The 14,088-nt window shown below is 59.3% G+C and carries 9 protein-coding genes; 3 read left to right on the top strand and 6 right to left on the bottom strand.

What is annotated here, in order from left to right; genetic code table 11:
• Positions 1-237: 237 nt before the first annotated feature.
• The 3 genes from ACFOFO_RS15450 to ACFOFO_RS15440 are packed head-to-tail and all read left to right on the top strand — an operon-like array spanning position 238 to position 3,302.
• Positions 238-1,395, top strand: a complete 1,158-nt coding sequence (locus tag ACFOFO_RS15450) for an ATP phosphoribosyltransferase regulatory subunit (protein WP_390324071.1) — start codon at positions 238-240, stop codon at positions 1,393-1,395.
• A 28-nt stretch (positions 1,396-1,423) separates the two neighbouring features.
• Complete coding sequence (locus ACFOFO_RS15445) at positions 1,424-2,722, top strand: adenylosuccinate synthase (protein ID WP_390324073.1); 1,299 nt, start codon at positions 1,424-1,426, stop codon at positions 2,720-2,722.
• 1 nt (position 2,723) lies between these two features.
• On the top strand, positions 2,724-3,302 hold the full coding sequence (locus ACFOFO_RS15440) for a phosphoribosyltransferase (RefSeq protein WP_390324076.1): 579 nt from the start codon (positions 2,724-2,726) through the stop codon (positions 3,300-3,302).
• Positions 3,303-3,780: 478 nt separating this feature from the next.
• Here ACFOFO_RS15440 and ACFOFO_RS15435 read toward each other — a convergent pair whose 3' ends face one another.
• The 6 genes from ACFOFO_RS15435 to ACFOFO_RS15410 all read right to left on the bottom strand — a co-directional run bounded on the left by ACFOFO_RS15435 (position 3,781) and on the right by ACFOFO_RS15410 (position 14,079).
• The gene (locus tag ACFOFO_RS15435; RefSeq protein WP_390331944.1) at positions 3,781-8,256 is read right to left on the bottom strand and encodes an EAL domain-containing protein; all 4,476 of its coding nucleotides are present in this window, start codon (positions 8,254-8,256) and stop codon (positions 3,781-3,783) included.
• Positions 8,257-8,367: 111 nt separating this feature from the next.
• On the bottom strand, positions 8,368-9,363 hold the full coding sequence (locus ACFOFO_RS15430; protein WP_390331942.1) for an ABC transporter substrate binding protein: 996 nt from the start codon (positions 9,361-9,363) through the stop codon (positions 8,368-8,370).
• A gap of 145 nt (positions 9,364-9,508) precedes the next feature.
• Entirely contained in the window at positions 9,509-11,614 is a 2,106-nt protein-coding gene (locus ACFOFO_RS15425; RefSeq protein WP_390331941.1) for a TonB-dependent receptor plug domain-containing protein, read from the bottom strand.
• A 61-nt stretch (positions 11,615-11,675) separates the two neighbouring features.
• The gene (locus tag ACFOFO_RS15420; RefSeq protein WP_390324093.1) at positions 11,676-12,500 is read right to left on the bottom strand and encodes a citrate synthase family protein; all 825 of its coding nucleotides are present in this window, start codon (positions 12,498-12,500) and stop codon (positions 11,676-11,678) included.
• Complete coding sequence (locus ACFOFO_RS15415) at positions 12,497-13,303, bottom strand: citrate synthase family protein (protein WP_390331939.1); 807 nt, start codon at positions 13,301-13,303, stop codon at positions 12,497-12,499. The genes ACFOFO_RS15420 and ACFOFO_RS15415 overlap by 4 nt, the downstream gene beginning before the upstream one ends.
• Before the next feature lie 26 nt (positions 13,304-13,329).
• Positions 13,330-14,079 carry an SDR family oxidoreductase gene (locus tag ACFOFO_RS15410; protein WP_390331938.1) on the bottom strand — a complete coding sequence of 250 codons (750 nt, stop codon included), beginning with the start codon at positions 14,077-14,079 and terminating at the stop codon, positions 13,330-13,332.
• Positions 14,080-14,088: the final 9 nt, after the last annotated feature.

The following is a 14,088-nucleotide window of genomic DNA, read 5'->3' as shown; positions in this document are numbered from 1 at the left end:
GACCGGAATGTGGGTATTCCTAAACTGCCGTGTATGAAATAATGCGGGCTGTGGCCCGCATTATTTATTGTTGTGTTGGTTCTCATAGTAAAAAAGGCAACGACGCCTGGTTGCGACGTCGCCGGTCCTGAATTGTTGCGGCCATTTGTTGTTGTCGTGTATTGCTATCATTTATTGCTGCCATCCGGATTGACGGCATCCAATCGTACTTACCTATTTTCTGACGTCCTCCCTGTTATGCCCAACTGGCTTCTTCCTGAAAATATCGCCGATGTATTGCCGTCTGAAGCGCGCAAGATCGAAGATTTGCGTCGGGGTATTCTCGACAACTTCCGTCTGTACGGTTATGAACTGGTGATGCCACCGATGCTCGAGTATCTCGAATCGTTGCTGACCGGCGCCGGGCAAGACACCGATCTGCGCACATTCAAGCTCATCGATCAATTATCGGGCCGCACCTTGGGCCTGCGCGCGGACATGACGACCCAGGTGGCGCGGATTGATGCCCATTTGCTGAATCGGGCGTCTGTCACGCGGCTATGCTACGCCGGCAGCGTGTTGCATACGCGTCCGTCCGGACTGCACGCGACCCGTGAGCCGCTGCAGATCGGCGCCGAGATTTACGGTCATGCAGGGCTCGAGGCCGACGCAGAGATCCAGGAGTTGGCCCTGGCTTCGCTGGCGCTGGCAGGCTTTTCTCAGGTCCGACTGGATCTATGCCATGTTGGTGTGCTGCGCGCGATCATCGCAACCGATGCGGCAGCGCAAAAAGATCAGGCTGAACTGCATATTTTGCTGAGGGCCAAGGATGTTCCGGGCCTGCGAATCATCACTGCGAACTATGCTACGGTGACCCGTGACGCACTACTGGCCTTGCCGAATCTGTATGGCGATGCGAGTGTCATCGCGCGGGCGCGACAGCTGTTGCCACAACTTCCCGGCATCATCGCCGCACTCGACGAACTGGACACCTTGATCAGATCGGCGAATCGGGCCATCGTGACCATCGATTTGGCCGATTTGCGCGGCTACCAGTATGAGAGCGGCGCGATGTTCGCGATTTACGTGGCCGGATTGCCAAACGCAGTGGCGCGCGGCGGGCGTTATGATCATGTTGGCGAAGCGTTTGGCCGGGCTCGGCCGGCGACCGGTTTTTCGATGGATTTGCGTGAATTGTCGCGTCTGTTGCCCATCGCCGAACGCAAACGTTCGATCCGCGCGCCTTGGGGCAAGGAACCCGGCTTGCGGGCAAAAATCGCCGAATTGCGCAAGTCCGGCGAAGTCGTCATTCAAAGCCTGCCTGGGCACGACAACGATCAGGACGAATTTGATTGTGACCGCGTGCTGGTGCAAGACGATGGCAGCGGACATTGGATTTTGAAAAAATTGGCCTAAACGAAGTAACGGAAAATTAGAGAAGATTATGACAAAGAACGTGGTAGTTATCGGTACCCAATGGGGTGATGAGGGCAAGGGCAAGATCGTTGACTGGCTGACCGATCACGCGCAGGGCGTAGTGCGTTTTCAGGGCGGCCATAATGCCGGACACACGCTGGTGATCGGCGGCCAAAAAACCGCCTTGCAGCTGATTCCGTCGGGCATCATGCGCGCCGGCGTGGCCTGCTATATCGGCAATGGCGTGGTGCTGTCGGTACCGGATCTCCTGCGCGAGATCGATAAATTGCAGGCGATCGGCGTCGAAGTCGCATCGCGGCTGAAAGTGTCGGAAGCCTGTCCGGTCATCTTGCCTTACCACATCGCACTTGATTGCGCGCGCGAAGCTGCGCGCGGCGAGGCCAAGATCGGCACTACCTGCAAGGGCATCGGTCCGGCCTATGAAGACAAGGTGGCGCGCCGCGCGATCCGGGTGGCCGATCTGCTGAATGAAACACGTTTTGCGGAGAAGCTGCGCGAAAATCTCGACTACCACAATTTCGTTCTGACCAACTATCTGAACGCGCCTGCGGTCGATTACCAGAAGACGCTGGACGACGCGCTGGCGACCGTACCGCGCCTGAAGCCGATGGTGACTGACGTCTCCAGTGCGCTGCACACGGCCTACAAGAGCGGCGCCAAGCTGTTGTTTGAAGGCGCGCAAGGCAGTCTGCTGGACGTCGATCACGGTACTTATCCATTCGTCACCTCCAGCAATTGCGTGGCCGGGAATGCTGCCACCGGCTCTGGCGTCGGCCCGGGCATGCTGCATTACATCCTTGGCATCACCAAGGCGTACACCACCCGCGTTGGGTCCGGTCCGTTCCCGTCGGAGTTGCCGAGCGATCAGGGTGTCGGCGAACATTTGTCCCGTGTCGGTCATGAATTCGGTACCGTCACCGGCCGCGCGCGCCGCTGTGGCTGGTTCGATGCGGCACTGCTAAGACGCTCGGTGCAGATTAACGGCGTCACCGGTATGTGCCTGACCAAACTGGATGTGCTCGATGGCCTGGAATCGTTGAAGCTGTGTACTGGTTACAAGCTCCATGGCAAGACCATCGATATTTTCCCGGTCGGCGCTGAAGACGCAGAAAGCTGCGAGCCAATCTACGAAGAAATGCCAGGCTGGAAGGACAGCACGGTCGGCGCGAAATCGATGGATGCGTTGCCGCCCAACGCCCGCGCCTACATCAAGCGGATCGAACAATTGGTCGGCGTTCCGATCGATATGGTATCGACCGGTCCGGACCGCGAGGAAACCATCGTCTTGCGTCACCCGTTTGTCTGACATGCAGTCAACCTCAAAGCTCAGCGTCGTGCCACCCGCATCGAACGAGAAAGACCTGTGGGTCTCGTGGGACGGATACCATCGCCTGATCGAACGACTGGCGCTGCAGGTCCATGAATCCGGCTGGAAGTTCGACCAGATCCTGTGCCTGGCGCGCGGCGGTTTGCGGCCAGGCGATCTGCTGTCACGCATATTCGATGTGCAGTTGGCGATCCTGTCGACCAGTTCCTACCGCGAAACGGCGGACGCACAATCGAACCCCCAACGCGGCGAACTCGATATCGCCCGCAATCTCACGCTCAGCAAAGGTACGTTATCCGGCAAGGTGCTGCTGGTCGACGACCTGATCGATTCTGGCGTCACATTGGACAAGGTTCAGCGCCATCTGAGCCACAATTTTGGCGCCGTGACCGAAGTCAAATCAGCGGTCATCTGGTGCAAGGCAGGCGCATCAATGCGGCCCGACTTTTGTGCCGAGTATCTCGTCGGCGATCCATGGATCCACCAGCCGTTCGAGGAATATGACGCGCTGCACCCGCATATGTTGTCGGCGCGCTTGCGGCGACACGACGCCGAATAACCCGTTTGAGTTGCGGTTGACTCGCCTCGTGAGTATGCGTTATGTGCGATCATGCTGATTGCGTTTCTGCTTGCCTGCTCTGCCAGTATGCTGGAACACGCACTTCCCTGACGCCCTTGCATGGAATATGCAGCGAATGATGGTGATGAAAATGGTCTGGTGAGGGAAAATGGACCGTTTGTCTACCGATGAAATGCTGCGGATCCAAGCAGAAAAAAATACCGAGCAAATGATTTCAGAACTCGATACCCGCCGAGTTCGTCGAAATGGGCTATCGCGGCGCCCGGTTAAGCGGATGCCACGCCTTAACCCAAGTTAAAAAGCGGAGCCCGACGGACTCCACTTTAAACTTTGATGGATGCACATGCTGTAGGAGCGCCCCGTGGGGCACACCTACAAAGTAAGCCGTTTTTGCATGAAATCCTGATACTGTTTTCGCATGAAGCGCCGCTGCGCTTGGCATGGCTTCCCGCGTTTATTATGAAATATCCGGGTTAGGGATATCTTCCTGCCTGAGGCGGGTCTGGGACATGATGAAATGGGCGAACTGCTGTGCCGGTACCGGCTTGCTTAGCAGATAGCCCTGCATCAGGTCACAGGATTGATCCCGCAGGAAACGCAGCTGGGCTTCGGTTTCCACTCCTTCGGCCACCACTTCCAGGCGCAGACCGTGGGCCAGCGTGATGATGCCCTTGATGATGGCGGCGTCATCGGCATCGTGCGGCACGTCACGCACGAAGTATTGGTCGATCTTGATGGTATTGACCGGGAAGCGCTTCAGATAGGCGAGCGAGGAATAGCCGGTGCCGAAATCGTCAATCGACAGCCGCACATCCAGACTGCGCAGACGCTGCAGTGCCTGCAAGGTGTCTTGGGCGTTGTCCATCAGGGTGCTCTCGGTAATTTCCAGCTCCAGCAACTGCGGTGATAGCCCGGTGTCCGCCAGAACTTGCGCCACCGTGGCGCTGAAGTCTTCCTGCAAGAGCTGGCGCACCGAAAGGTTGACCGCCATTCTCATGGGCGGCATGCCAGACTTGAGCCAAGTCTGGAGTTGGGTACAGGCGGTACGCAGAACCCACTCGCCAATCGGGTTGATGAGACCGGTTTCCTCTGCCACCGGAATGAATTCGGCAGGAGAGACTGGCCCACGAGTCGGGTGGTGCCAGCGCAACAGGGCTTCCATGCCAACCACCAGGCCGTTATCGAGCCGGGCCTGGGGCTGGTAGTACACTTCCAGTTCCTGTCGGTTCAATGCCTCGCGCAGGTCACTTTCCAGGCGCATGTGTTCGGAGACTGCCAACTCCATGGCCGCCTCGAAAAACGTGAAGCCGGAGCGGGCCTTCTTGGCCCGGTACATGGCGGTATCGGCGTGCTTCAGGAGCGCGACCGCGTCGATGCTGTCGTGCGGATAGAGCGAGATGCCGATGCTGGTGCTGACAAAGATGTCGTGGCCGTCAATCTGGAATGGCGTAGACAGGGCGCGGCAGATGTTCTGGGCGGCAGCGGCAGCAGTATTCGGACCTGTCATGTCGGCCAGCACCACGGTAAATTCGTCACCGCCCAGGCGGGCCACGCAGTCCACGCTGCGCACACTGCGCCGAATCCGCTGCGCGACTGCTACCAGCAGCCGATCGCCTACTTCATGACCGAGGGTGTCGTTGACATTTTTGAAACGATCCAGGTCCAGGAACAGCACGGCCACCATTTCCCCGGTTTGCCGTGCCTGCTCGATACAGCGTTCCAGCTGCTTGAAAAACAGGGCACGGTTCGGCAGATCTGTCAGCGGGTCGTTATAGGCCAGGTGGCGGATGCGCTGCTCCGTCCGGTTGGCATCGACGATGCGCCGCACCCGCTGTGACAGGACGGCGAAATGGATCGGTTTGGGGATATAGTCGCTGGCGCCGGCGGCAAATGCCCGTTCAACCGAAAGATTGTCTTCCAGCGCGGTAATCATCAGCACCGGGATGGCGTGCCCGTTGGGATGCTCTTGTAGTCGGGCGCAGGTGGTAAAACCGTCCATTACCGGCATCAGTGCATCCATCAGGATCACATCCGGTTGGATGCGCTTGAGCAGCATCAGGGCCTGGGCGCCATTCTCGGCCTCTTCCACCCGGAAACCGTCCCTTGATAACGTATGCCGTAAGGCGCTGCGTGTGCTGCGGTCATCATCCACCACCAGCACCAGGATACTTGCCTCTTCGGGCTTGATGGGGCGCTGGTTTTCGAGAAATACCTCGCTGCCAAGCAGTACCGCCACCTCGTCGAAGGCTGAACGCAACTGTGGCAATAGCAGGCGTATGTCATCGATCTGTTGCTTTAAGGCTAAGTCTTCCACTGCCTTGGCGCACAGGGTCAGGCTGGTGGCACCCAGGTTGCTGCTGCAGCCCTTGATGGTGTGAGCTGCGGCCCCGGCTGCTTCGGCGTCACGTTGGCAGACGGCCTGCTCCAGTTGTTCCAGATAGGCCGGCACGTCTTCCAGGAAGGGCCTCACTGCATGTTGCAAAGCGGGGCCGAGAATTTCACGCAGCTTGTCGAAGACGACCCGATCCAGCACGCCATCTTTAACCGCTACCGGGTTCGGTATTTCTTCGACTGTCTGCTTTGTCGCCATGCCTTTGGCAAACCAGCACTCCAGCTTGTGCCGCAGCGCAACCAGGGTGATGGGTTTTGCCAGATAATCATCCATGCCTGCTGCCAGGCATTTTTCCAAATCTCCCGGTTGGGTGTTGGCAGTCATGGCGACGATCGGAGTGCGTCGTCCCTGCGGCTCTTCAATATTGCGAATCTGCGCCGTGACTTCATAGCCGTCCATCTCCGGCATGTTGCAATCCATTAGAATCAGGTCGAAACGGCTGCGACGGGTGGCTTCAATCGCCTCCCAGCCGTTGGAGGCAAATTCGCAATGGCAGCCGCTCATGGCCAGCATACCGCCCGCCACCACCTGATTGGTACGGTTGTCTTCCACTACCAGCACCTGATACGTGCCGGCTGCAGTTGTCGGACCCGCCGGCAGAGTGGGTGGTGTTGCTGCAATGCTGCGGGTTTCCCCGTCCGACAGCAGATGTCGGATCGCATCCAGCAGACGATTCAGGCGCAACGGTTTTCCCAAATAGCCATCGGCTCCCACCGGCAGTTCACTCTGCGGCGCACCATAGCGATCCAGCAGTAATAAGCGTGTCGCCGATAGTGCTGCATGGGAATGGATATGGCGAGCCAGGTCTGCACCTTGCCCGTCGCTGGCGCTGAGGTCCATGATCACCAGAAAATAGGGTGTTTGGTTCTGTTCTGCGCGTCCCAGCTCCAGCAGTGTCTCGGCAGTGCTGCCTGTTGCGCGGCAAGACATACCGTGGTCCGTCAGATTTTGCGTCAGGAAGCTGCGTACAATCTCACTTTCAGCCATTACCAGCACCCGCAGTCCAGTCAGGGTTTGCTGCTCGGGCACGAATGGCCGCAGTTCGCCTGGTTTGCACAGGATCGTCAACCAGAACGTGGTGCCCTGTCCAAGCTGGCTGACGACCCCGATTTCGCCGCCCATGAGTTCCGCCAGCTGCTTGCTGATGGTTAGGCCGAGGCCGGTGCCGCCGTACTTGCGGGTGGTGGAGCGGTCGGCTTGGGAGAAGGATTCGAACACATGGCGCGCCGTGTCCTGGTCCATGCCGATGCCGGTGTCACTCACCTCAAAACGCAGGCTGATGCGGTCAAAGCTGTCGGCAGTGCAAGAGATGCGCACCGCCACCTCACCATGCTCGGTGAACTTCACCGCGTTGCCAATCAGATTAAGCAGCACCTGTCGCAGGCGCAGCGAATCACCCTTGATCCGATCGGGCACGCCGGAGGATAGCAGGTAACCAAGCTCCAGGCCTTTTTGTTGCACTTGACCGGCGAGCAATTCGATCACCTCGTCAAGCAGCTTGCGCAAGTCGAAGTCGATCTCCTCCAGTTCCACCTTGCCGGCTTCCACCTTGGAGAAATCGAGGATGTTATTGATCAGATCCATCAGTGTGTGAGCCGAACTGCGGGCCACCTCGACGCACTCCTGCTGCGGCGGCGTGAGCGGCATCTCCTTGAGCAGGTCGAGCATTCCTATCACACCATTCAATGGGGTGCGCACTTCGTGACTGACAGTGGCGGCGAATTGCGCCTTCATCAGCGCCATGTGCAGTGCCTGATCCCGGGCTTGCTTCAATTCCGCTTCCCGCTCCTCCAGCACAGTCATCATTTTGTTGAAGGCATGGGCCATGTCGATGATGTCGCGTGGCCCCCCCGGGACGGCGCGCATGCCCGACTCGCCAGCCTCGGCACGTCCCATCAGGCCAGACAAGGCGTTCAATGGTCGGATCAAGTGCTGCGCCAGAAGGCGGATGACTCCCAGCAGGATGATGGCGAAGGAGAGCGTGATTGCCAGGTTGCCTAACAGCAGCGAAACCACCAGGCGATTCATGCTTCCCTTGCCGAGCACCACATGCACATACCCCAGGAGTTCGGGTTTGTGCTCCTGCAGGTCGAAGGGCGATGCTCCTGCCTGGCCTTCATAGACCGGTGCGCCGAAGCGCCATTCGTCACCGGTTTCCCCTGCCAGCATGGCGTGGGTCAGGGCGACATCGGGCTGGAGTCTCCGATTCGGTTGTATTATCGTGCCTGCCTTGGTTTCTGACAGCAGGACCTTGTGGCCAGCATCGGTGATCTCCACCTGGAGTACATCCGGGAAAGCCAGGGTCGTGGCGACCCCCTCACGGACATTGTCGGGCGAGTGATAAAGCAAGGCCAGGGTGCTCTGCCGTGCCAGATTCTCGGCGATATGCTGGCCTTGCTCGATGAGATAACCCCTCATTGCTCGGCTGGTTTCCCACGAGTTCATCAGGGAGGAGAACAATGCCAGGCCCAGGATGGAGGCAGTGACAATCACCATCAGTTGGCGGCGAAAGCCGGTGCGGCGGAAGTAGTCGTAAAACATGATGTGCTCGTTAGGATGGGGCGAAAGGAGCCGTCACGTACTGACCGATCATCCATATTGCCTGCGCATCCCATGATGGGTTGGATTGCTGGCAGTACTTCAGGGTATTCATCACGGCTCCGGGAAAACGAAATCGAAACTGCGTTGCTGCTGATAGCCGATGTTCAAGCCGATGTGGCTGGCGGTACGCAGATTGACCGCCGTGAGCACCTCGCGCAGCGGTGACATGCCACGCTTGCGCGGTTCCCCCGCGAGCACGCCAAGGGCGAAATTGGCTAAATCATGTCCCAGTCCCACATTGTTCGGATACAGGGCGAACAGGGCGCCCTTCTTGACGTGCAGGAAGCTGCTGGAAAAGACGGGTACGCCACGGTTCCAGGATTCCTTGAGGATCAGCGGCAAAATCGTGTCCTCGTCCACCGTGGTGGAATCCTGGGGCAGCCAGACCGCGTCAAACCGGCTGTCGGCTGTGGCGAAAGCGGCTTCGTAGAGGCGTGCCGCCGAGGCCAGATCTCGCGCTTCATGGGCCACCAGTTCCAAGCCTTGGGCCTTGGCTGCTTCGCGTGCCAGCTTGAGTAGCCATTCGTTGTGTTGCGGATCGTAGATTACGGTCACCTTTTTTGCGCCGGGGAGCAGTTTTTTCAGGAGGGCGAACAGCAGGACCGGGTCCGGCGTCAGACTGATGCCAATCAGGTTGCGGCTCTCCGTTTCGGGGACCGAGAGCACGCCGCCCACTACCACGGCAATGTCCCGGTCCAGCCCGGATGCGGTCTTCAGCCCCTGGCGTCCGAGGGCGATCACTACCTTGGTGCCGCTGCGCTTCAGCTGCCCGTTCAGGTCGGCCGTATTGCTGTTCGGTCCGATCGGGTAGCTGTTTACCCGCACTTTGGCTTGCTCTTCGATGCCTTCGATGATCTTGGCAAAGACGCTGCGAAAGGGCTCTCCGATGTCCGGGTAAATGACGGCGATCGCGCCCTTGCTTTCCAGCATATCCTGTCGTTTTGGCGGGCTGTCCAACGCGGCAAGGACGATCATCGGGTTGAGTTCGGAGCGCATGACCGGCACCCCGGTACCGCCTTCGATCCAGTTCAATAGCTGGTTTTTCACGGCCCAGTCACTCCCGTTCCTGTCCGAGTATGCGGTCTCATGGCCAGCGTGGGCGAGTGCACCAGCGAGTGCCAGCAACAAGCCAAGCGCAACCCGCAACGCGGCGGGATAGCTCATCCGCGGAGGGCGAATCCCCACAGATGCCTTAGAGCTTGTGCTGGAACTGGACATAGAAGGTCCGTCCCGGAAGCGGTAAGTCGAAGGGAATATTGCCCGGGGCTAAGCTTGGTTCTCTCACATCCTGGTTGAACAGGTTCAGCAGCATGGCATTGACGGTCCAGCCGCCGGCTAGCTGCTCTCGCCTCAGGCTCAGATCCAGCGTGGTGTAATCGGCGATCTGGGGCCGGGTGTCGCCCGGTTGCCGCTTGCGGTCGGCGACATTGTTGATCGTCGTGCCAAGCTGCCATAGCGGCGCAAAGCGCCAGTCGGCCCGGGCGAACAGCCGTTGGTGGGGCGCGAGACCAGCGTCCTGGCCGGTGGCCTCATCGGTGGAATGCTGCAGTGAAAAGCTGCCCGAAAGCCGTACGGTGCGCGTCGCATCCCAGGTCGCTTCCAGCTCCAGGCCGCGCCCTGTCTGGTCGCCGGTATTTTGCGCGGTGGCGCCGCTGGCATCTGGCACGAAGCGGATAATGTCGCGCATACGATAGTTGAACAGGCTCAGGTTGGTTTGCAGCGTGTTGGTGGGTTGCCAGGAGAACGCCAGTTCATTGGTCGCGATCGTTTCCGGTTTCAGGGAGGGATTGCCAATCGTGACCGGGTTGTTGATGCTGTACTGCTCGGTGAATGACGGAGCGCGGAAAGCACGGCCGTGCAGTGCCTTGACGACAAAGTTATAGGCCGCGTCCCACACCAGCGCCAGGCGCGGATTGGTGGTCGTGCCGAAGTCCGAATAGCGGTCATGCCGCACGCCAGCCGTCAGGGTCCAGTCCTTTGCGATAGTCCATTCATCCTGGGCAAACACGTACGCCAGGTTGCGTTTGTGGGGCGTAAGGTAGACGTCTGGCGTGCCGCTGACATCGACGATGCTGCCCAAGGGGATAAAGGCGGGGCCGATACCTGGAACGATGACGAACTTGAAGTTCTTTGCTTCCGATGTCTCATATAAATCCTCAACCCGAAACCCGGTGCCCAGACGGAATCGATGATGTTCAAAGCCGCTATAGAAGGCCGAAATACTGCCGTGGGTGTGGCGCTCGGAATGCCCCGGGTTGCCGACAACCCCGTTCGGGAACGCACCACCAAAGGCGCCGGCTGGGAATAGCATATAAGCCGGATCGCCGGGTTTTTCTTTGATATCGTAATATCCAATGACACTGGACACGTCCCAGTTCGGGGCCCAGTTGGCATTCTGGTAAGTGAGGTCAAGGTACAGCCTGGATTCAGGGGCGCGGCCATTCTGGTCCAGACTCTCGGCCAGCCCGGTGCCTATGCCTACTTCGCGCTGCTGATAGGCGGCGCGAAAACGCCACTGCTCAAAGGACAGATCGGCGCGCGCGTCCAAGGCATTGCGCACCGCGTTGATCGCCCCGGGGGCAAGGGATGCGTTGGTGCCGAAGAGTTTGTCCAGCGAAGATTGGAGATCCTGCTGGATGACGCGATTTTGGCCGTCGGTGTGGCCGACACGGAGATAGAGGGCGGCTTCCAGCGGACCCAACTCGCCGCCATGCTGTATCCAGGCATCACGGCTATTGAAGCTGCCGGCACGTGCGCCGAATTCGGTGCCCTTGATGTCGGCCGCCGTCTTGGTAATCACATTGATCACGCCGGAGACCGCATCGGCACCGTACAGCGCCGATCCGGGACCCCGGATCACTTCGATCCGGGCCACATTCTCCAGCGGCATACCGCCCCATGCCAGGCTGCGATTGCCGAGAAATACGTTGGTAATTGGTATTCCATTGACCAGCATCAGGACTTGCGGATTGTAGCCGGTTTGTATGCCGCGGAAGCTGTAGATGGGGTTGGCCGCCAGCGATGAAACGGAGACATGCAGGCCCGGGACACTTTCCAGCACCTGATCCAGGTCGGTGGCCCCCATCGCCTCGATATCGCGGGCAGTGATGACGGTAGCGACTGCCGGTGCGCGGGCAATTGCTTGCTGACTGCCGGTGGCGATGCTAACGGTGGACTTGTCGCCGTAGGCCAGCGCTAGTTCCTCTTCTTCAGATGCTTGGGCGGCAGCAGTGCCGGTCCAGACCAGAGCTAAAGATGCGCAGAGCGCTTGACGTTGCAATCGTTGCATGGGTCGCATGACTGTTTTTCCTTTTTATTTTTCGTCAACCAAATTGGACTTACGGGTTCCCTCTTGCCTTCTAACCGCTGCTGGCCCGCCAGGAGCGTTGTGGTCGCCCTTCATACGCAATATCCGCACAAGAAATCCGATATAGCGCACCTTCAGGGCGTTCCGATGCTTCGATGAAACACGGCTGCATTCCTGCCAGGAACGCTGGAAATACGAACAGATAGTATTCCTTGGGCGACAGGCCGAGATCGGCGGCCAAAGCGGCGGCCAGACCACCGTAGTTCATTCGCATCCGCCAGCGGCCGGTGAGCAAGACTTCCTCAATGGTAAAGGCAAGCTGCAGGTAGGGCCCCTGATCCAGGCCCATGCTCCGTGCCAATTCCAACATGGGTTGATTGCGCTCGTCGCAATTGATAAGGGGCCGGCCGTAGCCGGCAATGCTGCGATGTGCTTCCAGTTCGACGTTCACGCAATCGGCGAGAGTGGTGCCTTCGTCCAGCCGCTGGCGGGTGCGAATCAAAAAATCGATGGCCCGTAGGCTGATGCCGCCGCCATAGATCGATGCTTCCGATACCGCCAGAGCGGCCGCGACACCCAGAGCGCCGGTGCTGCGTGCGCTTCCGGCCAGCGCCGCGACCCGGTTGTTCCAGAGCCGCACATCCGGGTAGCTGGTGTAGGTCCAGATCGCATGCATCAGACGCAATTGCTCCGCGGAGAAGCGGCGGCCGGTAATGCCGAACACGTACAGCTCGACCCAGTCCATGTCCTTGAGCTCGGCATGCAGATCGTGGCCACGGAAAATCACATGGCTGCCAGGGAAGAAAGCACCCATGCGGCTCTTCAATACACCGACGTTTTCCGGCAGCAGATTGGGATGGCTATCGCACATGCTCATGCAGGCTCCTGGATGGAATCGGTTTCCAGTTCCACGCTACCAAAGGGAAATTTCTTGTAGCCGTACTGGCGCTGCTCCATAGCATGGGCAGCCGCGCCCGGCAGGCGCAGCAAGAGGTGGAGCATTTCCCCCTGCTCAGGCGTAAAGCCGAGGTCGGCGAGAGCAGCAGCGGCGACACCGGACAGGGACAAGGGGGAAGCCGCTGCGGCTTCCAGCGTGGTCAGGTTTTTTTCCAGCCAGCACAAATAGGACCCCGTGCTCAGGCGGGCCAGACATGTCAGGGTCTGCCTGACGGGCGTGGCGGTGCTGATACCATGCGGATCGAAGCCCGGCGCATGTTCTGGCGTCGGCCAAATGCTGCCCGGGCTTGCGGTGCGCACCGGGAGTCGACGGCGCCAAGCCTCGAGGTCGGTACCGCAGGCGGCCCAGTTTTCCATTGCCAGCAATACCTCGCGGCCGCCAGCCAGCTGTCCCGCGCCTACTGCCAGTGCCGCCATGAGACTGGAAGCGGCGGTCGAGCCGCAGACGCCGCCGCACATGGCCGCATGTACAGACGAATCTCTGGGGCCCGGGTTGGCCAGCGCCACCGCCAATGCTTCCAGCAAATCTGCTTGCGACGCGGTGGGCGCCTCTTCGTGGAACAGCAGGTAGAGCATTTCCACCCAGCGGGCTTGCCCCAGCATCTCTCCATAGACATCATAGCCGCGGCAATAGGCGGCACGGGTAGCGAAGGGATTGTCCGGTTCCGGCTCTTCGCGCCAGATGCGGCTGTGTATGGTGTTTGGATTTTCCGTGTCGCTCATACTATCCCCTGTGGTGATGGGCACGGCTAAAGCAGGCTCATGCCGCCATCGACGACGATTTCCTCGCCGACTAAGTAGGATGAGTCGTCCGAGGCGAGGAACAGGACGACCTTGGCGATCTCTTCCGGTGTGCCGAAACGCTTGATGGGTGATTTGTGTTCGATCTCGCCTTTTATCGCCTGGACCATGTCCGCGGGTAAGCCAAAGCGCTCGAACATGGGGGTGGCGATGGGGCCGGGGCTGATCGCATTAATCCGAATCCCGCGGCTGATGAGTTCCAGACTCAGCGACTGCACCAACGAGCGCAGGGCGGCCTTGCTTGCGCCGTAGACGCTGAAATTGGGTGAGCCCAATTGGTTGGTGATGGAAGTGGTGACGATGATAGATGCGGTGTCGCCGAACAGGGGCAGCGCTTGCTGGATTGTGAAGAACACCCCTTTGCAGTTGATCCCCATGATTTCGTCGAACTGGGTTTCGGATACCTGCTCCAGGGGCGCTGCTGTGGCGACAGCAGCGTTGACGAACAGCACATCCAAGCGCTTGAAATGATTGTTTACTTGCTGCATTAATGACGTGATATCGGCTAAATTTCCGGCGTCGCTGCGGATGACCAGAGTTTCGCTGCCCAACTCTTCTCGGGCACGCGCCAAGCCATCTGGATCTCGGCCAGTAATCGCTAGACGGGCGCCGTGGTCACGGAACAGTTTTGCGGTAGCTAAACCGATTCCGCTCGAACCACCAGTGATGAGTACCGTTTTTCCTTTGAGTTTTTCCATTGTGATTCC

Origin of the sequence: Pseudundibacterium arcticum, assembly GCF_042646465.1 — a bacterium.
GTDB classification, from domain to species: Bacteria; Pseudomonadota; Gammaproteobacteria; order Burkholderiales; family Burkholderiaceae_D; genus Undibacterium_A; species Undibacterium_A arcticum.
The sequence above is the reverse complement of the archived record's forward strand: the minus strand, read 5'-3'. Positions and strand labels throughout refer to the sequence as shown.